Genomic DNA, 22,308 nt, shown 5'->3' on the forward strand with positions numbered 1-22,308 from the left:
AGCAGCCCGAGGTCGTCGTCGCTCAGCGTCTCGAGGGTCAACAGCAGGCTGCGGCTCAGCAGCGGGGCGATGACCGAGAACGAGGGGTTCTCGGTCGTCGCGGCGATCAAGATAACCCAGCCGTTCTCGACGCCCGGCAGGAGGGCGTCTTGCTGCGCCTTCGTGAAGCGGTGGATCTCGTCGAGGAACAGCACCGTCGAGGTGCCGTAGAGGTCGCGATCGGCAAGGGCGCGCTCCATGACCTCGCGCACGTCTTTCACCCCCGCGGTGACGGCAGAGAGCTCGACGAAACGCCGACCGCTCGAGCGCGCGATCGCCTGCGCGAGCGTCGTCTTGCCCGTTCCCGGCGGGCCCCACAGGATGACCGAGACGGCGCTCGGGGCGCGGCCGGGATCGTCGCTCGCGAGGCTCACGAGCGGGGATCCGGCCCCCAGCAGGTGCCGCTGACCGGCGACCTCGTCGAGGCGCGTCGGCCGCATGCGCACGGCGAGGGGAACCGCGGCGCTGCCGAGGCCCGGCTGAGCATCCATGCCCCCAGGCTAACGGCCCGCCCCGACCGCGCGGCCGCCGCGCGCAGCGGCACCGGGCCCTCGACTAGAGTTCACTGCGGCGCGGGCCGCACGTGACGCCTCCCGCCGCCGGATGGAGGAGCAGTGGCAGCCGCATCGGCCAACAACCGCGAGACGCAAGACCGTCTGCGCCGGTACCAGGCGCGACAGACCGTGCACGAGACCAAGACCGCTCGCCGCAAGCGCGACAACCTCATCGGCGTGCTCGCGATCGTCGTCGTCGGCGCCCTCGCGGCGACCGCGCAGATCGTCTACTTCACCGCGGGACCGGGCACCCCCGAGCCCGTCGCCAGCGCGAGCCCTGCACCCACCGCACCCGCCGCGACCGCGCCGGAGCCGGCGCTCAGCGAGTTCCGCACGTGGACCGGCGCCATGACGATCAACGACGGCCTCGAGCTGCAGTACGAGCTCGACGGCCTCGCCGCGCCCCAGGCGGTCGCCTCGTTCGTGAGCCTCGTGCAGAGCGGCTTCTACGACGGGCTGAGCTGCCACCGTCTGACGACCGAGGGCATCTTCGTGCTGCAGTGCGGTGACCCCAACGGCGACGGCACCGGCGGCCCCGACTACCGCTTCGGCCCCATCGAGAGCCCGCCGCTCGACGACGTGTACACGACGGGCGTCATCGCGATGGCCCGCCAGGGTGGCGACGGCGCCAGCATGGGCAGCCAGTTCTTCATCGTCTACGACGACTCGACGATCCCGGCCGACGCCGCGGGCGGCTACACGGTCATGGGCCGCATCACGAGCGGCCTGGATGCCCTGATCACCGAGATCGTGGATGCGGGCGTCGAGGGCGGCGCCCCCGACGGCGCCCCCGCGGTGCCGACCGTGATCTCGGGCATCACGATCCAATAGCGATCGGCGACGGCGGGCCGTCGGCCCGAGCCGGTCTGCCGACCGTGCCATATGCTGAAAAACCGCGCGGATCCTGCCGCGCGCGTGCGCACTCGATGAGGATGAAGCAGACGTGTCAGCGAACGAGAAGAGCCCCTGGGGCCGGGTCGACGAGACCGGCACCGTGTACGTCACCGACGGCGGTGCCGAGCGCGCGGTCGGGCAGTACCCCGACGGAACGCCCGACGAGGCCCTCGCCTACTTCACGCGCAAGTACGTCGAGCTCGAGGGGCAGGTGCGCCTGCTCGAGCAGCGCGCGAAGGCCGGTGCCCCGGCCGCCGATGTCGCCAAGACCGTCGCGACGCTGACCGCTGCCCTCGAGACCCCCGCCGCTGTCGGCGACCTCGACGCGCTGCGCACCCGCGTGGGCGCCCTCACGGCGACTGTCGAGAAGCTCACCGAAGAGCAGAAGGCCGAAGCCGCCGCGGCGAGCGAAGCCGCGCTCGCCGAGCGCACGGCCATCGTCGAGGCCGCCGAGGCGCTCGCGGCGAAAGACCCGCAGTCGGTGCAGTGGAAGCAGGCATCGAGCGAGCTCGACGCGCTGTTCGCCCGCTGGAAGGAGCACCAGGCCACGGGTGCGCGCGTGCCCAAGAAGCAGGCCGACGACCTCTGGAAGCGGTTCCGTGCGGCCCGCACGACCGTCGAGACGCACCGGCGTGCCTTCTTCGCGGGTCTCGACTCGGAGCACAAAGAGGTGCGCGCCCGCAAGCAGGCGCTCATCGACCAGGCCGTCGCGCTCGCCGCGCAAGGCACGGGCGGGATCCCCGCCTACCGCCGCCTGCTCGACGAGTGGAAGCTCGCGGGGCGCGCGGGCAAGAAGGTCGACGACGCCCTGTGGGCGCAGTTCAAGACCGCGGGCGATGCTCTCTACGCCGCGAAGGCCGAGGTCGACGCGCGCGAGAACGAGGAGTTCGCGGGCAACCTCGCCGTCAAGCTCGCCCTGCTCGACGAGGCCGCACCCCTGTTGACGGCGACCGACCGCGTGCAGGCGCGCGCGACGCTCTCGAACATCCAGCGCAAGTGGGATGCCGCGGGCAAGGTGCCGCGCGACCAGGTCAAGGGCGTCGAAGACCGCATGCGCCAGATCGAGCTCGCCGTGAAGAAGCTCGAAGAAGAGCACTGGAACCGCTCCGACCCCGAGAAGAAGGCCCGCTCGGAAGGACTCGCGGCCCAGCTCGAGCAAGCGATCGCCGGCCTCGAGGCCGACCTGGCCGCCGCGACGGCCGCGAAAGACACCAAGCGCATCGCCGAGGTCACCGAGGCCCTCGAGGCGCGCCGCGCCTGGCTGAGCGCCGTCGACCGCTGATCGCTGATCGCACGGAGTCGTCCCGCGGCGACGGATGGTCGAGCTGTTCTCCACAGGACAGCGGTCAGGAGCCGCAACGGAGCGCTGTACGGGGCACACTCCCCCGCATGACCGCCAGAAGCGCCGTGATGCTGCCCGGGTCGATCGTGAGCGAGAGCGAACTGCGCGCCGCGACGCTCGACGGAGAGCTCGTGCCCCTGGGTGACGGATTCCTGCCGATCGACGCCCCGCTCACCCCGTACGAGCGGGCCGCGTCCCTTGCTCCGGCGCTGCTCGACCGGCGCGTCGTCGTCGCCGATCGCAGCGCCGCGTGGGTGTGGGGCTGGGGCCGGCAACCGCCCGCCGTGACGACGTGCGTCTCGATCACCGCGCGCATCCCCTCGCCCGATCGCCGACGCCTGCGCACTCGGGAGGTCGTCATCGAGAACGACGAGCTGCGCACGCTCGGTGCGGTCTGTGTCACGGCACCGCTGCGCACGCTCGTCGATCTCGCACGACACGATCGCGGCCGTGATGTCGTCGGGATCCTCGCCGCCGGCCTGCTCGCCCACGCTGTCACGGCGCAGCAGATCGACGCCGAGCTCGATCGTCGACCGAGGCTGTCGTTCGCGCGCCCGGCACGCGCGCTGCTGCGCGACGCGCTCGTGCTCTGTTCGACCGATCAGCCGTTGCTGACGCGGTAGACGTCGTAGACGGCGTCGATGCGCCGCACGGCGTTGAGCACGCGGTCGAGGTGGGTGACGTCGCCCATCTCGAAGACGAAGCGACTGAGCGCGAGCCGGTCTTTCGACGTGCTGACGCTCGCCGAGAGGATATTGACGTGATGCTCGGAGAGCACGCGCGTCACGTCGCTCAGCAGGCCGCTGCGGTCGAGCGCCTCGACCTGGATCTGCACGAGGAACACGCTCTTCGACGTCGGCGCCCACTCGACCTCGATCATGCGGTCGGGCTCGGTCAGCAGCGACTGGACGTTGCTGCAGTCGGCGCGGTGCACGCTGACACCCTGCCCGCGCGTCACGAACCCGACGATTCGGTCGCCCGGCACCGGGGTGCAGCACTTGGCGAGCTTCACGAGGATGTCGGGGGCGCCCCGCACGAGCACGCCCGAGTCGCTCGTGCGCACCGGGGTAGGGCCCCGGGTCGGCACGCTGAACGGCTCGTCGTCGCTCTCGGCCTCGACGTGCAGGGCGGCGAGGATCTTCTCGATGACCGACTGGGTCGAGACGTGGCCCTCGCCCACGGCCGCGTAGAGCGACTCGACGGTCTCGTAGCGCAGCTGGGATGCGACGTGCGCGACGGCGTCCTGTGACATGAGGCGTTGCAGGGGCAGGTTCTGCTTGCGCATCGCGCGCGCGATCGCGTCCTTGCCCTGCTCGACGGCCTCGTCGCGGCGCTCCTTCGTGAACCACTGGCGGATCTTCGAGCGCGCGCGCGTGCTCGTGACGAAGTTGAGCCAGTCCTGGCTCGGGCCCGCATCCGGATTCTTGGAGGTGAAGACCTCGACCGAGTCGCCGCTGTTGAGCACGGTCTCGAGCGGTACGAGACGGCCATTGACCTTCGCCCCCATCGTGCGGTGCCCGACCTCGGTGTGCACCGCGTAGGCGAAGTCGACGGGGGTCGCGCCGGCGGGCAGGCCGATAACCTTGCCCTGCGGCGTGAAGACGTAGACCTCTTTGGCCCCGATCTCGTAGCGCAGGTTGTCGAGGAACTCGGTCGGGTCGCTCGTCTCTGCCTGCCAGTCAGAGATGTGGGCGAGCCAGGCCATGTCGGTGTCTGAGCGCTCGGTGCCCGCTTCGCTGCGGCTCGAGCCCGCCATGCGCTCTTTGTACTTCCAGTGCGCGGCGACACCGAACTCTGCCCGCTGGTGCATCTCGTGCGTGCGGATCTGCAGCTCGACCGGGCGACCCCCGGGGCCGAACACGGTCGTGTGCAGCGACTGGTAGAGGTTGAACTTGGGGGTCGCGATGTAGTCCTTGAACCGCCCCGGCATGGGGTTCCAGCGGGCGTGCACGGCCCCGAGCACCGCGTAGCAGTCGCGGATCGAGTTGACGAGGATGCGCACCCCGGTGAGGTCGTAGATCTCGTCGAAGTCGCGGCCGCGGTGCACCATCTTCTGGTAGATCGAGTAGTACTGCTTGGGGCGGCCCTTGACATCAGCTTTGATCTTCGCCTGCCGCAGGTCGTCCTTGACCGCGTCGATGACCTGCTGCACGAACGCCTCGCGCTCGGGCGTGCGATTGCGCACAAGGCTCTCGATCTCGACGTAGATCTTGGGCTGCAGCACAGCGAACGACAGGTCTTCCAGCTCCCACTTGATCGTCTGGATGCCGAGGCGGTGCGCCAGCGGGGCGTAGATGTCGAGCGTCTCTTGCGCCTTGCGCTGCGCGGACGAGCTCTCGACGAAGCCCCACGTGCGCGCGTTGTGCAGACGGTCGGCGAGTTTGACGATGAGCACGCGGATGTCTTTCGACATCGCGACGATCATCTTGCGCACGGTCTCGGACTGCGCGCTGTCGCCGTACTTGAGCTTGTCGAGCTTCGTGACCCCGTCGACGAGCATCGCGATCTCGTCGCCGAAGTCGCGCCGCAGCTCGTCGAGGCTGTAGCCGGTGTCTTCGACTGTGTCGTGCAGCAGCGCCGCCGCGATCGTCTTCGCCCCGATCCCGAGATCGGCGAGGATCTGGGCGACCGCGAGCGGATGCGTGATGTACGGCTCGCCGCTCTTGCGCGTCTGGCCCTCGTGGGCGCGCTCGGCCACCTGGTACGCGCGCTCGATGAGCGCAATATCGGCCTTGGGATGCTGCGCGCGCACCGTGCGGATGAGCGACTCGAGCGCACCCCCGGTCTGCGACCGCGAGAAGATGCGCGGCAGCAGGGCGCGCAGGGACGCGCTGCTCTGCTGCGTCGTGTCGGTCATCAGCGCGCCCTCCGCGTCGATTCTACGGCGTGGCGGGGCGCGAGCCCGACGAGGGGATGCCCGTCGACGACGTCAGCGGACGGCGCCCGACTCGGTGCGCGCCACGCGCGGCCGCGTGCCCTGCTTCTTGACCTCGGGCTCGTTCTGACGCAGGTGCACGTAGAGCGGAGCGGCGAGGAAGATCGAGGAGTACGTGCCGACGATCGTTCCGACCGTGAGAGCCAGGGCGATGTCGCGCAGCGTTCCCGCCCCGAGCAGCAGCGAGCCGATGAACAGGATCGAGGCCGTGGGGAGCACGGCGACGATCGAGGTGTTGATCGATCGCACGAGGGTCTGGTTCACCGCGAGGTTGACCGACTGCGCGAAGGTGCGCCGGGATTCGACACCGTCTTCGTTGGTGTTCTCGCGCACCTTGTCGAAGACGACCACGGTGTCGTAGAGCGAGTACCCGAGGATCGTGAGGAAGCCGATGACCGCAGCGGGCGTGATCTCGAGCCCGAAGACACCGTAGACGCCGGCCGTGATGATGAGGTCGTGGAACAGCGCGATGATCGCGGCGAGCGACATCTTCCAGGTGCGGAAGTAGACAGCGAGCACGAGGCTCGCGAGCAGCAGGAACACGACGAGCGCGATGATCGCTTGCCGCGTGATGTCGGCGCCCCACGTGGCGCCGATGAACGACGAGCTCACGTCGGCCTCGGCGACGCCGTACGCCTCGGCGAGGGCCGCACGCACCTCTTCGGTCTGCGCCGGGGTCAGCTGCTCGGTCTGCACGCGCACCGAGTCGCCGCCGACGATCGAGACGCGCGGGTTGGCCCCGGGAACGACCGAGGCCACCGCCTCATCGGCGATCGCCGTGGCCGCCGCTGTGCCCTGCTCGACCACCGAAGTGCTCTGCACGCGGAACTCCGCGCCGCCGCGGAACTCGATGCCGAACACGAAACCGCCGCGAAGCACAGTCAGTCCGATCGCGAGGAGGACGAACACGGCCGCGATGATGTACCAGGTGTTGCGGCGCCCGACGAAGTCGAACGATCGCTGCCCGGTGTAGAGGTCGTTGCCGAACTGCGTGAGCCTGCTCATCGCGCATCCTTCCCTTCGCCGCTCGACTGCGCGGCCTTCCGCTCGGCGATGGTCTGGCGCTTCTGCGCCTCGCGGCTGCTACTGGCGACCTTGGTGCTCGTGACACCCACCGGCGCGCGGAACTGTGCGCGACCGCGGTACACGGCGCCGAGCGCTTGCGGGTCGAGCCCGCTCAGCGGGTGCCCGCTGCCGAAGAACCGCGTGCGGGCGAGCAGCTGCATGAGCGGGTGCGTGAAGAGCGCGACGACGATGAGGTCGACGATGGTCGTGATGCCGAGCGTGAACGCGAAGCCGCGCACGTTGCCGACCGCGAGCACGAAGAGCACGGCCGCAGCGAGGAAGTTGATGACGTCGCTGATGAGGATCGTGCGCCACGCGCGCTTCCACCCGGCCTCGACTGCGCCGTCGACGCTGCGTCCGTCGCGCAGCTCGTCGCGGATGCGTTCGAAGTACACGATGAACGAGTCGGCGATGACGCCGATCGAGATCACGAGTCCGGCGACACCGGCGAGCGACAGTCGGAAGCCCTGCTGGTTCGACAGGTAGGTGATGATCAGGTACGTCACGAGACCGGCGACGACGAGCGAGGCGAGCACGACGCCGCCGAGCGCGCGGTACTGGAAGAAGGCGTAGAAGGCCACGAGGATCAATCCGACGATGCCGGCGATGATGCCGCTCTGCAGCTGCGAGACGCCGAGGGTCGCGCTGATGTTTTCGCTCGACTGGATCTCGAAGCCGATCGGCAGCGCGCCGAACTTCAGCTGGTCGGCGAGCGTCAGCGCGCTCTCCTCGGTGAAGTTTCCGCTGATCTGCGGGCGGCCGTCGGTGATCGCGCTGATCGTGCGCGGTGCCGTGATGACGCTGCCGTCGAGCACGATCGCGAACTGGTTCTGCACGCCGGTGATGGCGACGAGGCGCTCGGTCACGGCGCGGAACTGCGCGGTGCCCTCGGCGTCGAACTCGATGAACACGCCCCACTCGTTGGTGGTGACGCCCGTCTGCGACGAAATGAGGCCAGCGCGCGCATCGGCGATGCGCTCACCCGCGACCTCGACGGGGCCGAGGATGTACTTGACCGTGCCGTCTTGCTCGCAGGTGATGAGCGGCTCGTCGGCCGGTGCCACGTTGGCGCCGATCGCGTTCACCGTCGCGCAATCGAAGGTGTCGAACTGCTCTTGCAGCTCGGGGGTGATCCACGCCAGGTCGCTCGCATCGGTCGGGCTCGCGCTCGGGGTGGGCTCGGCGCTCGGCTCGGCGCTCGGCGATGCCGAGGGATCAGTCTCGGGGTCTTCTGCGCCCTCCTCGCCGATGGTCGAGCTCGAGGGCAGATCGGCGACCAGCACCGGGCGGAACTCGAGCTTCGCCGAGCTCGAGATGCGCTCGCGGGTCTCGTCGTCGGGCTCGCCGGGGATCGAGACGACGATGTTCTGGTTGCCCTGCGTGTTGATCTCGGCTTCGCTCACGCCGCTCGCGTCGACGCGCTGACGGATGATCGCGACCGCCCGCTCGAGCTGCTCGGCCGTCACGGCCTCGCCGCTCGACAGCTGCGGGCTGAGCGTGATCTGCGTGCCGCCCTCGAGGTCGAGCGCGAGCTTCGGCGTCCACTGCCCGTTGTTGAACAGCACGCTCGCACCGTTCGCCGCGATGAGGGCGATGATGATGACGAGCAGCCAGACGAGGGATCGAATGGCCTTGCGCTCGGTGGTAGTTCTGGCCACCTCAGGTACTCATTTCTGCCGGGGAGGGCGGGCACGCCGCAGAGCGGCGCGCAGCGCGCGGGAAGCGGTGGGTCTAGCTCTCGGTCTTCTTGGTGCGCTTCGGCTTCTCGGCCGGCGCCTCGACGCTCGCCTCGACGACGGGCGCGCCCTCGGCGGTCATCTCCTCCGCGGCGTCCTCCTCGATCGCGACATCGTCTTCGATGACGCGCGCGAGGGTCTGGCGGTGCACGCGAACGGTGCTGCCGGGGCTCGTCTCGATCGTCGCGACGTTCGCCTCGTCGTCGATGCTCACGAGCGTGCCGAAGAGCCCGAAGTTGGTCATGACCTCGGCGCCGGGCACCATCTTCTCTTGCAGCAGCTCGAGGTCTTGCTTGCGCTTGCGCGAGTTGCGGAACATGAAGAAGATCAGCAGGGCGAGCACGCCCAGCATGACGATGGTCAACGGGTCCATGAGGGGACAGCCTTTCAGGAGTTCGGGAGATCGCTACGATCTGCGGCGCACCGCCAGGGCCGGTCGACGAGCGGATGCTCGGCCGAGGGCCAGCGACAACTATAGGTCATCGGCCCCGGTCGGCCGCGGCGGGTGGCCGAGGTGGGCCCAGGCGCGGGCCGTGGCGACACGCCCGCGCGGAGTGCGCGAGAGCAGCCCCGTGCGCACGAGGAACGGCTCGACGACCGCCTCGATGGTCTCGGCCTCCTCGCCCACCGAGACCGCGAGCGTCGACAACCCGACGGGGCCTCCGTCGAAGCGCTCGACGATCGCCGAGAGCACGGCGCGGTCGAGCCGGTCGAGCCCCTGCTCGTCGACGTCGTACAGCTCGAGCGCGGCGCGCACGGCGGTACGATCGGCGGCTCCGCCGTGCACGAGGGCGAAGTCGCGCACCCGGCGCAGCAATCGGTTGGCGATGCGGGGCGTGCCGCGCGAGCGGCGCGCGATCTCGGCCAGGGCATCCTCGTCGATCGCCAGTGCCAGCAGGCGTGCCGCCCGCACGAGCACCTGATGCAGCTCGTCGGGCTCGTAGAACTCGAGGTGGGCCGTGAACCCGAAGCGGTCGCGCAGGGGGTTGGGCAGCAGGCCCGATCGCGTGGTCGCCCCCACGAGCGTGAAGGGGGCGAGCTCAAGCGGGATGCTGGTCGCTCCTGCCCCCTTGCCGACCATGATGTCGACGCGGAAGTCCTCCATCGCGAGGTAGAGCATCTCTTCGGCCGACCGCGCCATGCGGTGGATCTCATCGATGAAGAGCACCTCGCCCGGAACGAGCGACGACAGCACCGCCGCGAGGTCGCCCGCGTGCTGGATCGCCGGACCGCTCGTCATGCGCAGCGGTCGGCGCCCCTCGTGCGCGACGATCATGGCGAGCGTGGTTTTGCCGAGCCCGGGCGGGCCCGCGAGCAGGATGTGGTCGGGCGTGCGGTTCTGCAGTCCCGCCGCTTCGAGCAGCAGCTGCAGCTGGCGCCGCACCTTCTGCTGCCCGACGAACTCGGCGAGGCTCTGCGGACGCAGGGCTCCTTCGAAGGCGAGCTCGGCATCCGATTCGGGGATCGGGCGCAGCACGTCGTCGGTCACGAGCCTGCCCCGTCGGCGCGGCCGCGAGCGGGTCCCAGGATGCTGAGCGCACGCCGCAGCAGCACCGCGAGCCCGGTCGTCGCGGCGTCGGGGTCTGCCTCGACGACCTGCGCGGCGGCGTCGAGTGCGGTGCGCTCGGGCCAGCCGAGCCCCGTGAGCGCCGCGGCGAGCGAGGCCGTGACGGCCGCCGGGGCGGCGGGGCTCTCGACGGGAGCAGCGCCGGTGGGCGCCACGAGCTTGCCCGCGAGCGACACGACGATGAGCTTCGCGGTCTTCGGCCCGATGCCGCTCACGGCGCGGAACGGCGCGTCGTCGTCGGCGGCGATGGCGCGCGCGATCGCGTCGGGCGTCATCGCCCCGAGCACGCCGAGCGCCGACTTCGGGCCGACGCCCGAGACCGTGCGCAGCAGCTCGAAGAGGCCCAGCTCGACCTCGTCGGCGAAGCCGAACAGGCTCATGTCGTCCTCGCGCACGATGAGGGCGGTGTGCAGCCGCACGCTGTCGCCGAGGCGCAGATCCCGCGCATGGCGCTCGGTCACGGCGACGGCGTAGCCGACCCCGGCGACGTCGATCACCACGCGCGTTCCCGCGAGGGCGATGAGGGTTCCCCGCAGGCTGGCGATCACCCGTCGAGCCTACGGGCGCGCGTCGCCCTCTCGGCCGCGCGCCACGCCTGCTGCGCCGGGGTGGGCGCGGCCGCGGTCGCGGGCTCCCCCGCCACGCGTGCCGCCGGGCTCGCGGCTCCGCGCCAGCCGTGGCAGATGGCGAGGGCCAGTGCATCGGCGGCGTCGGCGGGCTTCGGCGGGGCATCCAGACGAAGGATGCGCTGCACCATCGCCGTGACCTGCTTCTTGTCGGCGCCGCCGTGCCCGGTGACGGCGGCCTTGACCTCGGTGGGGGTGTGCAAGGTGACCTCGAGGCCCCGCGCGGCGGCGGCGTGCAGCACGACACCGCTCGCCTGGGCGGTGCCCATGACGGTGCTGACATTGTGCTGCGCGAAGACCCGCTCGAGGGCGACCGCATCGGGGCGGTGCTCGTCGAGCAGGGCCGCGATCGCGTCGCCGATCGCGAGCAGCCGGCGTTCGAGCGCGAGCCCGGCCGGGGTCTCAATCACAGTGACGGCGACGAGCGTCGCCCGGCGCGTGGGCTCGATGTCGACGATGCCGACCCCGCAGCGGGTCAGACCGGGGTCGACGCCGAGCACCCGCAGCACGCGGCTACTCGTCGTCGTCGAGCTCGGCGCGAACCTCAGGACTGAGCGACACGTTCGTGAAGACGTTCTGCACGTCGTCGAGGTCGTCCATCGCGTCGACGAGCTTGAAGAGCTTGCGCGCCGTCTCGGCGTCGGCGTCGATCTGCAGGTTCGCGACGAACTCGGCCTCGGCCGCGTCGTACTCGATCCCGGCCTCCTGCAGCGCGGTGCGGGCGGCGACGAGCTGCGACGGGTCGGTGATGACCTCGAATCCGCCGCCCTGGTCGATGACCTCTTCGGCGCCGGCGTCGAGCACGGCCATGAGGATGTCGTCTTCGGTCACACCGTCGGTCTTCGTGATCGAGATGACACCCTTGCGGCTGAAGTTGTAGGCGACGCTGCCGGGGTCGGCCATCGTGCCGCCGTTGCGCGACATCGCCGTGCGCACTTCGGCCGCCGCGCGGTTCTTGTTGTCGGTCAGGCACTCGATCAGCAGCGCGAGGCCGCCGGGCCCGTAGCCCTCGTACATGATCGTCTGGTAGTCGACCGACTCGCCGGTGAGCCCGGCGCCGCGCTTGATCGCGCGATCGATGTTGTCGTTGGGCACCGAGGTCTTCTTGGCCTTCTGCACCGCGTCGACCAGGGTCGGGTTGCCGCTCAGGTCGGCGCCGCCGATCTTGGCGGCGACCTCGATGTTCTTGATGAGCTTGGCGAACGACTTGGCACGGCGACTGTCGATGATCGCCTTCTTGTGCTTGGTCGTCGCCCACTTGGAATGGCCGGACATGGGGCTCCTTGCAGGTCTGAAGATCAGATCCAGTTTAGGGCAGGGCGTCCGCTCGGACTCCGGCGCGACGAAGCTCAAGCCCCGCGAGGGCCCGGATCGCGGCGGGGTCGTTCGCGCGCCACGCGGCGGCGGGGTCGGGATGCACGGCGGCGAGCTCGTGCAGCGGCGCGCGCGCCACGGCGCGCGCGGCCAGGGTGTCGGCGCTCATGCCGCGCGCGATCATCGCCCGCAACCGGCTCGAGCGCAGAGCGAACCGCACGCGCGGCAGCACCCACACGAGCCCGAGCAGCACGAGGGGCACGACCGCTACCGACCATCCGACGCCGAGCGCCACGGCCTCGACGAAAGCCTGCTGGGCGCGGCCTGCCTCGGCGACCGACGCCCCGGCGCCTGCGGCGGCGTCGAACGGGCCGCGGATCCCGTCGCCGATGAGGGGCACCTCGCCGAGGGAGTCGGCGGCGTCGCTCAGCCCGGCCTCGAAGTCGATGCCGGCCTGCTCGAGATCGCGCCCGAACGCGCCGAGCGCGCGGATCGTCGCGGTCACCGCCGCCGCGACGGCCACCACGATGACCACGAGCACGAGGCCGATCGCATCGGCGATGATCTGTCGGCTGCGCGCGGCCGGGTAGTCCGAGTAGAAGCTCATGCCCCCATGGTCTCAGGAACCGCGGTCAGGATGCGGCGGCGACGTGCTCGAGGAACCGCGCGTGGAAGCGGGACTCCCCCGCGACCTCCGGGTGGAACGAGGTTCCCATCAGGCGCCCCTGCTCGACCGCGACGACGCGGCCGTCGTCGAGCGCGGCGAGCACCTCGACCCCGGCGCCGACCTCGTCGACGACCGGGGCGCGGATGAACACCGCGTGCACGGGCGGCTCGCCGAGCACGGGTACCGCGAGATCGGTCTCGAACGAGTCGAGCTGCGTGCCGAAGGCGTTGCGCCGCACCGCGACGTCGAGGCCCCCGAACGACAACTGGCCATCGATGGCGTCGTGCAGGCGGTCGGCGAGCATGATCAGGCCGGCGCACGTGCCGTACACGGGCATGCCGTTCGCGATGCGCTCGCGCAGCGGATCGCGCAGCCCGAACAGCCGACTGAGCTTGTCCATGACACTCGACTCGCCGCCGGGGATCACGAGCCCGCCGACCTCGTCGAGGTGCGCGGGCGTGCGCACCTCGAGCACGTCGGCGCCGAGCCCGCGCAGCACGGCCACGTGCTCGCGCACGTCGCCCTGCAGGGCGAACACGCCGACGGGCGGAAGCGCCCTACCAGCCACGCTCGGCGAGGCGGTGCGGTGCGGGCAGGTCGGCGACGTTGATGCCGACCATCGCCTCGCCCAGCCCGCGCGATGCCTCGGCCACGATCGCCGGGTCGTTGTACCCCGCGGTCGCCTTGACGATCGCGGCGGCGCGCGCCACGGGGTTGCCCGACTTGAACACGCCCGAGCCGACGAACACGCCGTCGGCGCCGAGCTGCATCATGAGCGCGGCGTCGGCCGGCGTCGCGACGCCGCCTGCCGTGAACAGCACGACCGGGAGCTTGCCGGTCTGCGCGACCTCGGCAACGAGCTCGTAGGGCGCCTGCAGCTCTTTCGCGGCGACGTACCACTCATCGGGGGTCTTCGCCGAGAGTGCACGGATCTCGCCGAGGATCGTGCGGATGTGCTTGGTGGCCTCGCTAACGTCGCCCGTACCGGCCTCGCCCTTCGAGCGGATCATCGCCGCGCCCTCGGTGATGCGGCGCAGCGCCTCGCCCAGGTTGGTCGCACCGCACACGAAGGGCACGGTGAAGGGCCACTTGTCGATGTGGTTGACGTAGTCGGCGGGGCTCAGCACCTCGGACTCGTCGATGTAGTCGACGCCGAGCGACTGCAGCACCTGCGCCTCGACGAAGTGGCCGATGCGCGCCTTCGCCATGACGGGGATCGAGACGGTCGCGATGATCTCGTCGATGAGGTCGGGGTCGCTCATGCGGGCGACGCCGCCCTGCGCGCGAATGTCGGCGGGCACGCGCTCGAGCGCCATGACGGCGACCGCGCCGGCGTCCTCCGCGATACGCGCCTGCTCGGCGTTGATGACGTCCATGATGACGCCGCCCTTGAGCATCTCAGCGAGTCCGCGCTTCACGCGGCTCGTGCCCTGCACGCTCGTCGAGGTGGTCTCGGTCATCGTGTATCGGCCCTTTCTGGCACGGTTCGCGCGAACGCGCGAGAGAGAAGTTGCAGTGGTTGCGGCGGCCGCGTCAGTCTACTGCGGCGAATCTGAGGGCCAGACGCGTGCGATCTCATCGCGCACCTCGCCGAGCAGCCGCGGCACCGCCTTGGTGCCCGCGATGATCGGGAAGAAGTTCGAGTCGAGCGCCCACCGCGGCACGATGTGCTGGTGCAGGTGTGCCGCGATCCCGGCCCCCGCGATGCGTCCCTGGTTCATGCCGATGTTGAATCCCTGGCACCCCGAGGTCGCGCTCAGCACGCGCATTGCGGTCTGCGTGAGCGCCCCGATCTCTGCGACCTCCTCTGCGCTCGCCTCGTCATACTGCGCAATGTGCCGGTACGGACACACGAGAAGGTGCCCACTGTTGTACGGGTAGAGGTTGAGCAGCACGTAGGCGTGCTCGCCCCGCGCCACGATGAGCGCCTGCTCGTCGTCGAGCTCGGGGGCGCGGCAGAACGGGCACGCGTCGTCAGCGGGCTGCTGCCCGTTCTCGATGTAGACGAGACGGTGCGGGGTCCACAGGCGCTGGAAGGCATCCGGCACCGCGGCGAAGCCAGCCCCGCTCTCGGCGGCGACGCCGTCGATCGCCGCCCGGGCATCCTGATCGGTCATGGATGCTCGCTAGAGCTCGGCCGAGCGCGTCGAGATCGCCGCGGTGATGCGGGCGACCGCCTGCTCGACGGGCACGCCGTTGACCTGCGAGCCGTCGCGGAACCGGAAGCTCACGGCGCCGTTCGCCACGTCGTCGGCACCCGCGATGAGCAGGTACGGCACCTTGCCGGTCGTGTGGGTGCGGATCTTCTTCTGCATGCGATCGTCGCTGCGGTCGACGTGCGCGCGCACTCCGGCGGCGCGCAGCGTCGCGACGACGCCCTCGAGGTACTCGGCGTAGTCCTCGGCGACGGGAATGCCGACGACCTGCTCGGGCGAGAGCCAGGCCGGGAACGCCCCCGCGTAGTGCTCGAGCAGGATCGCGAAGAAGCGCTCGATCGAGCCCAGCAGGGCGCGATGGATCATGATCGGCTGCTGGCGCGTGCCGTCGGAGGCTGTGTACTCGAGCTCGAAGCGCTCGGGCTGGTTGAAGTCGAGCTGCACGGTCGAGAGCTGCCACGTGCGCCCGATCGCGTCGCGCGCCTGCACCGAGATCTTGGGGCCGTAGAAGGCGGCTCCGCCCGGGTCGGGCACGAGCTCGAGGCCCGAGTCGACGGCGACCTCGCGCAGCGTCTCGGTCGCCTCATGCCACAGCTCGTCGCTGCCGAACGACTTCTCGGGGTTGCGGGTCGAGAGCTCGAGGTAGAAGTCGTCGAGCCCGTAGCCGCGCAGGGTCTCGAGCACGAACTGCAATTGGCTCGCGACCTCGGCCTTCACCTGGTCGGGCGTGACGTAGATGTGCGCATCGTCTTGCGTCAGGCCGCGCACGCGCGTCAGCCCCGAGAGCGTTCCGCTCTTCTCATAGCGGTAGACCGTGCCGAACTCGGCCAGGCGCAGCGGCAGCTCGCGGTACGAGCGCCCGCGGGCCCGGAAGATGAGGTTGTGGAACGGGCAGTTCATGGGCTTGAGGTAGTAGTTCTGCCCCTGCTTGGTGACGTTACCGTCGGCGTCGCGCTCCTCGTCGAGGTGCATGGCCGGGAACATGCCCTCCTCGTACCACTGCAGGTGGCCGCTCGTCTCGAAGAGCTGGCCCTTGGTGATGTGCGGCGAGTAGACGAGCTCGTAGCCGTTCGCGAGCAGGCGCTCGCGCATGAAGTTCTCGATCTCGGCGCGCACGATGCCGCCCTTGGGGTGGAAGACCGCGAGGCCCGATCCGATCTCATCGGGGAAGCTGAAGAGGTCGAGCTCGACGCCGAGCTTGCGGTGGTCGCGCTTGGCGGCCTCCTCGAGGCGGCCGAGATGCTCGCGCAGGGCATCCTTGGACGGCCACGCCGTGCCGTAGATGCGCTGCAACTGCGGGTTCTTCTCGCTGCCGCGCCAGTAGGCGGCGGCGACGCGCGTGAGAGACCATCCGTTGCCGATCATGCGCGTGTTGGGCAGGTGCGGGCCGCGGCACAGGTCTTTCCAGTAGACCTCGCCGGTCTTGCCATCGATGTTCTCGTAGATCGTCAGCTCGCCGCCGCCGACCTCGACGCTTTCGCCGTCGGCGCCCTCGGATGCCGCACCCTTGAGCCCGATGAGCTCGAGCTTGTAAGGCTCAGAGGCGAGCTCGGCGCGCGCCTCGTCGTCGGTCACGACACGGCGCACGAATCGCTGGCCCTGCCGGATGATGCGGTCCATGGCCTTGCTGAGCGCCGAGAAGTCGTCGGTCGTGAAGGCCGTCGCCACATCGAAGTCGTAATAGAAGCCGTCGGTGATGGGAGGACCGATGCCGAGCTTCGCCTCGGGGTTGATCGACTGCACCGCCTGCGCGAGCACGTGCGCGGTCGAGTGGCGCAGGATCGCGAGACCGTCGGGCGAGTCGATCGTGACGGGCTCGGCCGTCTCGCCGGGCTGCAGGCGGTGCGCGAGGTCGCGCAGCTCGCCCGCGACGCGCATGGCGACGACCGAGCGGTCGGTGAAGAGTGCGAAACCGTCGCTCGGCTGCGTCACCACGACCGGCTCGAGCGCGGTCGACGGTGCGGCGGACTCGGGCGCGACGGGGTCGGACACGCGGGCTCCTCGTGGTGCGGTGGTGCGGGGCGGTGGGCTCGCTCAACTCTACCGGCGCGCGTCATCGCGCCTGGCCGGAGCCTCAACCGCCGAACGCCACCCACGCGTCAGCCACCGACTGCATCCAGGCCAACACGATCGCGCGATCGAGCGCGGCCGCCCAGGCGATTCCGATCTGCAGCACGGCGACGAGATCGACGAGCGCGTTCGTGAGCGGGGTGCGGGCTCCGGGGATGAGCGTGATCGCGAGCAGGGTCAGCAGGGTGAACGTCACGCCCGCCGCGCCAGGGTGGAAGGCACCGAGCAGGAAGGCGACGTTGAGCAGCAGGAAGACGATCGTCGACACCGGGATGGCCGCCGGGCGCCGCACGATCGCGGCGACCAGCCACGCGCTCAGAACGGGGGCCGCGATAAGCCAGCCCGTCGGCGTCGTGTACAGGGCGAGGAGGCTCGAGAGCCCGGCGGGGATGCCCGCCAGGATCGCGGCGACGTCTTGCTGTGGCCACGGCGTGCCGAAGAACAGCACGTTGAGGAACGCGATCGTCGCGAAGGCCCCGATCGTCGGGAAGGCGATGACGAGCATGTTGGCGGCCCTCAGGCCCGGCGCCGATGCTCGGCCGTGTCGGAGGAACGGGGAGGCGAGCACGGCGACCAGGGCGTAGAGGATTCCCGAAGGATCGCTGAGGGCCGCGATCATGAGCAGGATCCCCGCGCGGAACCCCGACTCGGTGCTGCCCCAGTTGACGAAGCGAACGAGGTCAGCGAGCGCGAGGCCGAAGAAGGTCATGGCGAGGAACCCGGGCAGGTTCTCGAGCGCGAAGTAGGCGAACAGCGGATTAGCCGCGAGCGCGATGACGAGGATGATGCCCGTCGACTGCGGGATCGCCCGCTGGGCGATGATCTCGGCCACCTTCTGCAGCAGGAAGCCCGCGGCGATCGCGCCGATGATGCTGAGCCCAAGACGACCGAAGGGGTTGCTCGCGGCGATCAGGATCGACGTGTGCGGGTACAGCAGAGCGAGCCACTCGGCGTCGCCCCGCGTCCAGTCGATCGCCGCCACGTCGACGAGCAGATCGGCGTTGGGCGCCGACTCGGGGTAGGGCACGAGTTCGAGCAGGAGCGCGATTGCGATGAGCGGCGCCATAAGGCCGAGGCGCAGCATCCACCGTTGCACCGGCCATCGGGGGAAGGGGTCGTGGCGCGTGCGCGGCGCGCGGCGGTCGGATCGGTCGCGCACCATAGGGGCCTCAGTCGTGCTGGACATGCGTCGTCAGACCGTGCTCGGTCTTCTCCCAGTAGTGCGGCTTGGTGATGAGCTGCCACAGGCCCTTGTAGGCCGCGATCGAGTGCAGCAGCCAGTAGACCGGGTTCAACAGCGCCCACAGCACGAGGTGGAACGTGCCGCGCTTGTACGGGCCCATCATCGACAGGTAGATCATGATGACGTTGCCGATGACGAAGTTCAGCAGCGTCAGCCACAGCAGCCAGATCGGGAACAGCTGCGCGAGTGCCTCGACCGGCAGCACGATCGTGAAGGCCGTGATGACGTAGAACGGAATCACGCCGAGGAAGGTCGCGGGTGTTCCGGCGATGAGTAGCACGAAGCTCAAGAAGCGCCGCAGTCCGATTTGCCGCACGAGCGCGAGCGGCTGCCGAGCGTGCACGAGCGTCGTCTGCATGTAGCCCTTGATCCACCGCGACCGCTGGCGAATGAAGTTCGGGATCGAGGTGTTGGCCTCTTCCATCGTCGTCGAGTTGATGACCCCGACCCGATAGCCGAGCGCGCTCGCGCGAATGCCCAGGTCGGCGTCTTCGGTGACGTTGTACGGGTCCCAGCCGCCGAGCTCGATGAGCGCCGAGGTGCGGAAGTGGTTCGAGGTGCCGCCGAGCGGAATCGGCAGGTCGCCGAGGTCGAGGCCGGCGAGCATGTAGTCGAACCAGTAGCTGTACTCGAGCGTGAACATGCGCGTCAGCGCATTCTCGCGGTCGTTGAAGTAGTTGAGCGAGGCCTGCACGCACACCGTCTCGTCGCCGCCGCGCCGGAAGGCGACGACGGCCTTCTTCAGCTGATCGGGATCAGGGGTGTCTTCGGCGTCGTAGATGACGAGCAGGTCGCCGGTCGCGAAGTACAGGCCGACGTTGCACGCCCGCGGCTTGGTCTGGGGCTGGCCTTTCGGGATCGTGACGATGCGGAAGTGGGGCGGCGGGTTGGAGGTGAGCACGGCATCCCGCGTCTCGTGATCTTCTTCCTCGATCAGGATGAGCACCTCGAGCTTCTCGGTCGGGTAGTCGAGGCCGCCGAGATTACGGATGAGCTGGCCGACAATGTTCGCCTCGCGGAACACCGGCACCAGCACCGTGTACCGCGGCAGTTCGCGCTCATCGAGCGCGTGGATCTGCGCCTTGGTGATGCGCTCGACGACGTCGTAGCGAGCGCCGCGCATGGCGACGATGAACTTGAAGCTCGTGCCCGCGAGAAACACGAGGCTCGTGACCGTCAGCAGCACCACAGCCGTCTCGACGGGCCGCAGCACGGCCGCCACGAGCAGCACGAGCGCGCCGATGGCACCCAGCGTCTTCTGGCCCCGGCTGAAGGTGATGCGGGCCGACATGGCCGGGTTCTGCCGCCACAGCTCGTTAGCGGCCTCGTCGGCGATCTCGGCCCGGAACAGCCGTAGGCAGGCGTTCTTGATGTCCCACGACGTCGTCGCGACGAACTGCACCTCGGCACCGTCAAGGGCTGACCGGATGCTCGCCACGCGCTCGGGAGCGACCCCACGGGCCGTCGCGACGAAGACGATGCCCGCGTCGTTGCGCCGGATCGGCAGCCAGTTCTCGGCCAGATACCGCTGGCCCGACCCGCTGCGCACGAGATCCTCGTCGAACTTGACGGCGTCGAGATCGATCGGGTGGATACCCCACGACGCGGCCTCCGCGAGCAACAGCGACTCGGAGTCGAGCAGGCCCTCGCTGATCAGCACCTGATCGATATGGGCGCCCGTGCGTTCCTTGACGCGCCGCGCGAAGGCGAGGTTCTCGGGCGAGACGAGACCGCTCTGTAGCAGCAGCTCGGCGAACGCCTCACTGTCGGCGACGCGCGTCGCTGGTGCCTCTCCCCCCGGAGCCATGGGCTCAGCCTAGAGCGCCTCCGCACCCCGCGCGCGCCCCAGAACGGGGCGCGAGCCCGCGAACTAGCCCGCCGTTACGGGGTCGAGGCGCTGCGTCCGCGACCGGACCGCCGCCACCGAGACGGCGAGCAGCACCCCGAGCACGGTGCCGGCAAGGTTCGCGACCAGATCGCGCGGATCGGAGATGCGGGCCGTCGGGATCTGCGCGATCTCGATCAGCGTGGTCAGTGCGAGGCCTGCGAGGATCGCGAGCCACCATCGGCGTTTGCCGATCACGAGCACTGCGAGGGCACCCCACGGGGCGAAGAGCACCACGTTCGCCGCGAACTCGAGCGACGATCCCATCGTCCAGGTGCTGGCGTCGAACCAGTCGCGCCAGGCGAGCACGCCACGCGGGGACTGGGATCCCGCGAGCCGCTGCGGAACCGGGCCGAGCGTGACGAGAAGCAGGAGCGCCGTGTAGACCAGGCCCGCGGCAACGGCGGAGGTTCGACGGCTCATCGCCCGATCATCGCAACCGCGACGATGAGGGGCCTGAGTGTGGTGGGCGATACGGGGATCGAACCAGCGCAGACGGGACAGCGTCTGCGAGGTCGCTGGTTCGAGGGAATCGATGGTGGGCGATACTGGGATCGAACCAGCGCAGACGCGACAGCGTCTGCGAGGTCGCTGGTTCGAGGGAATCGATGGTGGGCGATACTGGGATCGAACCAGTGACCTCTTCCGTGTCAGGGAAGCGCGCTACCGCTGCGCCAATCGCCCATTCGCATGGGGTGTTGCTGGTGGAGCTGTGAGGTGGCGACGGGATTCGAACCCGTGTGCACGGCTTTGCAGGCCGCTGCCTCGCCTCTCGGCCACGCCACCGTGGGCAACAGCCCGCCTCACAGAGGGCCATTACTCGAGCGGATGACGAGATTCGAACTCGCGACCCTCACCTTGGCAAGGTGATGCGCTACCACTGCGCCACATCCGCATCGCTCCCCCGTTCCCGGGGGTGCATCGAAACTCTAGCCCACCATTCCGGTCTGGGCCAAACCGACCGGCGCGGGCGTGTCCCGGCCCCTCGAGCCGTCGCAATCACCCCGCGCGTTTGTGGCAAGATGGGTTCGCACGGGCGATTGGCGCAGTTGGTAGCGCGCTTCCTTCACACGGAAGAGGTCATCAGTTCGAGTCTGGTATCGCCCACCATCACTCCTCCTCAGGCAGCCCTTCCCGGCTGTCTCGACGAGGCCCGAGCCTCTGGGCCAGCAGGGCGAGCGCTGCGCACAGCGCCCCCGAGAGTGCCGACCCCAGCCCGATGGCGATGACCGCGCCGAGCTGCCCCGCGACGGGTGCCGTCGCGCCCGTGGCGGCGAGGCCGAAGCCGTCGGCGAGCACGGCGAGCACGACACCGCCGATCGCGACCGAGACGATCACGGCGATAGCGCCCCGTCGCAGCAGGTCGGCAGAAGCGGGGGCCCGCGCGATGATCGCCGTGCCGCTCGCCGCGCCGATCACGACGGCAGCACCGGCGCCGACGGGTGCGAGAAACGCCGCGCCCGACCCGATCGCGCCCCAGCCGAGCACCGCCCCCACGACCAGCCACCCCGCCCCAGCGGTGCGTCCGGCGATGCGCGCGATGAGCACCGCGACCAGCGCACCGATGAGCACGCCCACGATCGCGTTCGCGAGCGTGCGACCGGTCGCCGCGGTGACCGCCCGCTCGACGCCGATCATCCACGCCGACGCTCCGACCGCGAGCAGCAGCACGGCGCCGATGGATCGTGCCAGGCCCGGGCGCGGCGGCGCGGGCTCATCCTCCGGGGCCGATGACAGCACGGTCAGCGCCAGCAGTGACGCCGCGGGCGCGACGTGCGTGGCGAGCACTCCCGCATAGTCCACGGCGCCGAAGACGACCTGCACGAGAGACGGCACCGAGCCGACGGCCGCGGCGAAGACCGGGGGCAGCACGAGCACGCCCCACAGCGCCGCGAACACGCCCCCGCCGAGAGGCCGGAGCCGCGTCGAGGCGATGATCGCGACGACCGCCGTGAGCGCAGCGGTGATCGCCGCATCGAGCATGGATGCCGACGCGAGAGCGCCTGCCCTGACGAGCGCCGTACCCACGAGAGACGCCACCGCGGCGGCCGTGCCGGCCAGGCCTGCGGCGAGAACCCGGCGGCGACTCGGTCGGCGCGCGACGAGCAGCATCGCCGCCGGAAGAGCCAGCACGAGAACCGCGCAGACGCCCTGCAGCACGAGATCGCCGGTGGGCACCACGGCACCGTCCTTTCCGTGCGAACGCCGAAGGGCG

At 70.0% G+C, this 22,308-nt stretch carries 21 protein-coding genes and 4 tRNA genes; 4 read left to right on the plus strand and 21 right to left on the minus strand.

All coding sequences use genetic code 11. The features are described from left to right. Nucleotides 1–530: AAA family ATPase (locus ACK4HH_RS01410; protein ID WP_409647592.1), on the minus strand; the 530-nt coding region annotated here is incomplete at its 3' end. A gap of 123 nt (nt 531–653) precedes the next feature. On the opposite strand from ACK4HH_RS01410, the gene ACK4HH_RS01415 reads away from it, so the two are divergent. The 3 genes from ACK4HH_RS01415 (at nt 654) to ACK4HH_RS01425 (ending at nt 3,452) form a co-directional block, all read left to right on the plus strand. After that, nucleotides 654–1,424, plus strand: a complete 771-nt coding sequence (locus ACK4HH_RS01415; protein ID WP_409647595.1) for a peptidylprolyl isomerase — start codon at nt 654–656, stop codon at nt 1,422–1,424. A 112-nt stretch (nt 1,425–1,536) separates the two neighbouring features. After that, complete coding sequence (locus ACK4HH_RS01420) at nt 1,537–2,769, plus strand: DUF349 domain-containing protein (RefSeq protein ID WP_409647598.1); 1,233 nt, start codon at nt 1,537–1,539, stop codon at nt 2,767–2,769. Nucleotides 2,770–2,876: 107 nt separating this feature from the next. After that, complete coding sequence (locus ACK4HH_RS01425; protein ID WP_409647601.1) at nt 2,877–3,452, plus strand: hypothetical protein; 576 nt, start codon at nt 2,877–2,879, stop codon at nt 3,450–3,452. Here ACK4HH_RS01425 and ACK4HH_RS01430 read toward each other — a convergent pair. The 19 genes from ACK4HH_RS01430 to ACK4HH_RS01520 all read right to left on the minus strand — a co-directional run bounded on the left by ACK4HH_RS01430 (nt 3,431) and on the right by ACK4HH_RS01520 (nt 20,988). Next, nucleotides 3,431–5,686 carry a RelA/SpoT family protein gene (locus ACK4HH_RS01430; RefSeq protein ID WP_409647604.1) on the minus strand — a complete coding sequence of 752 codons (2,256 nt, stop codon included), beginning with the start codon at nt 5,684–5,686 and terminating at the stop codon, nt 3,431–3,433. The genes ACK4HH_RS01425 and ACK4HH_RS01430 overlap by 22 nt on opposite strands. A gap of 72 nt (nt 5,687–5,758) precedes the next feature. Then, entirely contained in the window at nt 5,759–6,769 is a 1,011-nt protein-coding gene (gene secF / locus ACK4HH_RS01435) for a protein translocase subunit SecF (RefSeq protein ID WP_409647607.1), read from the minus strand. Next, on the minus strand, nt 6,766–8,487 hold the full coding sequence (gene secD / locus ACK4HH_RS01440) for a protein translocase subunit SecD (protein ID WP_409647610.1): 1,722 nt from the start codon (nt 8,485–8,487) through the stop codon (nt 6,766–6,768). The genes secF and secD overlap by 4 nt, the downstream gene beginning before the upstream one ends. 73 nt (nt 8,488–8,560) lie before the next feature. Next, nucleotides 8,561–8,938: a preprotein translocase subunit YajC gene (yajC, locus tag ACK4HH_RS01445; protein WP_409647613.1), complete on the minus strand. Its 378-nt coding sequence runs from the start codon at nt 8,936–8,938 to the stop codon at nt 8,561–8,563. 99 nt (nt 8,939–9,037) lie between these two features. Further along, entirely contained in the window at nt 9,038–10,054 is a 1,017-nt protein-coding gene (gene ruvB, locus ACK4HH_RS01450; protein WP_409647616.1) for a Holliday junction branch migration DNA helicase RuvB, read from the minus strand. Further along, the gene (ruvA, locus tag ACK4HH_RS01455; protein ID WP_409647619.1) at nt 10,051–10,680 is read right to left on the minus strand and encodes a Holliday junction branch migration protein RuvA; all 630 of its coding nucleotides are present in this window, start codon (nt 10,678–10,680) and stop codon (nt 10,051–10,053) included. The genes ruvB and ruvA overlap by 4 nt, the downstream gene beginning before the upstream one ends. Beyond that, entirely contained in the window at nt 10,677–11,267 is a 591-nt protein-coding gene (gene ruvC, locus ACK4HH_RS01460) for a crossover junction endodeoxyribonuclease RuvC (RefSeq protein ID WP_409647622.1), read from the minus strand. Before ruvC ends, ruvA begins: the two co-directional genes overlap by 4 nt. 4 nt (nt 11,268–11,271) lie before the next feature. Next, nucleotides 11,272–12,033: a YebC/PmpR family DNA-binding transcriptional regulator gene (locus ACK4HH_RS01465; RefSeq protein WP_409647625.1), complete on the minus strand. Its 762-nt coding sequence runs from the start codon at nt 12,031–12,033 to the stop codon at nt 11,272–11,274. Nucleotides 12,034–12,067: 34 nt separating this feature from the next. Beyond that, entirely contained in the window at nt 12,068–12,679 is a 612-nt protein-coding gene (locus ACK4HH_RS01470; protein ID WP_409647628.1) for a hypothetical protein, read from the minus strand. Nucleotides 12,680–12,704: 25 nt separating this feature from the next. Continuing rightward, nucleotides 12,705–13,307, minus strand: a complete 603-nt coding sequence (pdxT, locus tag ACK4HH_RS01475; protein ID WP_409647631.1) for a pyridoxal 5'-phosphate synthase glutaminase subunit PdxT — start codon at nt 13,305–13,307, stop codon at nt 12,705–12,707. Then, complete coding sequence (gene pdxS / locus ACK4HH_RS01480; RefSeq protein WP_409647634.1) at nt 13,297–14,199, minus strand: pyridoxal 5'-phosphate synthase subunit PdxS; 903 nt, start codon at nt 14,197–14,199, stop codon at nt 13,297–13,299. The genes pdxT and pdxS overlap by 11 nt, the downstream gene beginning before the upstream one ends. A gap of 78 nt (nt 14,200–14,277) precedes the next feature. Continuing rightward, a complete protein-coding gene (locus tag ACK4HH_RS01485; protein ID WP_409647636.1) occupies nt 14,278–14,856 on the minus strand; it encodes an HIT family protein in 579 nt (192 codons plus the stop codon). 9 nt (nt 14,857–14,865) lie between these two features. Further along, nucleotides 14,866–16,773: a threonine--tRNA ligase gene (thrS, locus tag ACK4HH_RS01490; protein ID WP_409647977.1), complete on the minus strand. Its 1,908-nt coding sequence runs from the start codon at nt 16,771–16,773 to the stop codon at nt 14,866–14,868. A 196-nt stretch (nt 16,774–16,969) separates the two neighbouring features. Next, nucleotides 16,970–18,151, minus strand: a complete 1,182-nt coding sequence (locus ACK4HH_RS01495; RefSeq protein ID WP_409647639.1) for a hypothetical protein — start codon at nt 18,149–18,151, stop codon at nt 16,970–16,972. Then, entirely contained in the window at nt 18,135–20,015 is a 1,881-nt protein-coding gene (locus ACK4HH_RS01500) for a glycosyltransferase family 2 protein (protein WP_409647642.1), read from the minus strand. The genes ACK4HH_RS01495 and ACK4HH_RS01500 overlap by 17 nt, the downstream gene beginning before the upstream one ends. 63 nt (nt 20,016–20,078) lie before the next feature. Further along, complete coding sequence (locus tag ACK4HH_RS01505) at nt 20,079–20,516, minus strand: VanZ family protein (protein WP_409647645.1); 438 nt, start codon at nt 20,514–20,516, stop codon at nt 20,079–20,081. Nucleotides 20,517–20,702: 186 nt separating this feature from the next. Further along, nucleotides 20,703–20,777 (minus strand) — tRNA-Val (locus ACK4HH_RS01510). 31 nt (nt 20,778–20,808) lie between these two features. Continuing rightward, nucleotides 20,809–20,879: transfer RNA gene (locus ACK4HH_RS01515), tRNA-Cys, on the minus strand. A 37-nt stretch (nt 20,880–20,916) separates the two neighbouring features. Further along, nucleotides 20,917–20,988 (minus strand) — tRNA-Gly (locus ACK4HH_RS01520). 139 nt (nt 20,989–21,127) lie between these two features. Between ACK4HH_RS01520 and ACK4HH_RS01525 the strand changes: the two genes are divergently transcribed. After that, a tRNA-Val gene (locus ACK4HH_RS01525) sits at nt 21,128–21,203 on the plus strand. Here ACK4HH_RS01525 and ACK4HH_RS01530 read toward each other — a convergent pair. Beyond that, a complete protein-coding gene (locus tag ACK4HH_RS01530) occupies nt 21,204–22,274 on the minus strand; it encodes a hypothetical protein (RefSeq protein WP_409647648.1) in 1,071 nt (356 codons plus the stop codon). It abuts the tRNA gene before it with no gap. Nucleotides 22,275–22,308: the final 34 nt, after the last annotated feature.

The sequence above is a fragment of the Microcella sp. genome, from assembly GCF_046296455.1.
Lineage (GTDB): Bacteria > Actinomycetota > Actinomycetes > Actinomycetales > Microbacteriaceae > Microcella.

Coding starts and splice junctions, on each gene's coding strand:
- ACK4HH_RS01425 (WP_409647601.1), top strand. CDS start 2,877: ATGACCGCCAGAAGCGCCGTGATGCTGCCCGGGTCGATCGTGAGCGAG.
- yajC (WP_409647613.1), bottom strand. CDS start 8,938: ATGGACCCGTTGACCATCGTCATGCTGGGCGTGCTCGCCCTGCTGATC.
- ACK4HH_RS01470 (WP_409647628.1), bottom strand. CDS start 12,679: ATGAGCTTCTACTCGGACTACCCGGCCGCGCGCAGCCGACAGATCATC.
- ACK4HH_RS01500 (WP_409647642.1), bottom strand. CDS start 20,015: ATGGCTCCGGGGGGAGAGGCACCAGCGACGCGCGTCGCCGACAGTGAG.
- secF (WP_409647607.1), bottom strand. CDS start 6,769: ATGAGCAGGCTCACGCAGTTCGGCAACGACCTCTACACCGGGCAGCGA.
- ACK4HH_RS01505 (WP_409647645.1), bottom strand. CDS start 20,516: ATGAGCCGTCGAACCTCCGCCGTTGCCGCGGGCCTGGTCTACACGGCG.
- ACK4HH_RS01495 (WP_409647639.1), bottom strand. CDS start 18,151: ATGTCCAGCACGACTGAGGCCCCTATGGTGCGCGACCGATCCGACCGC.
- pdxS (WP_409647634.1), bottom strand. CDS start 14,199: ATGACCGAGACCACCTCGACGAGCGTGCAGGGCACGAGCCGCGTGAAG.
- ACK4HH_RS01430 (WP_409647604.1), bottom strand. CDS start 5,686: ATGACCGACACGACGCAGCAGAGCAGCGCGTCCCTGCGCGCCCTGCTG.
- thrS (WP_409647977.1), bottom strand. CDS start 16,773: ATGCGCGTCGCGGGCGAGCTGCGCGACCTCGCGCACCGCCTGCAGCCC.
- ACK4HH_RS01465 (WP_409647625.1), bottom strand. CDS start 12,033: ATGTCCGGCCATTCCAAGTGGGCGACGACCAAGCACAAGAAGGCGATC.
- ACK4HH_RS01485 (WP_409647636.1), bottom strand. CDS start 14,856: ATGACCGATCAGGATGCCCGGGCGGCGATCGACGGCGTCGCCGCCGAG.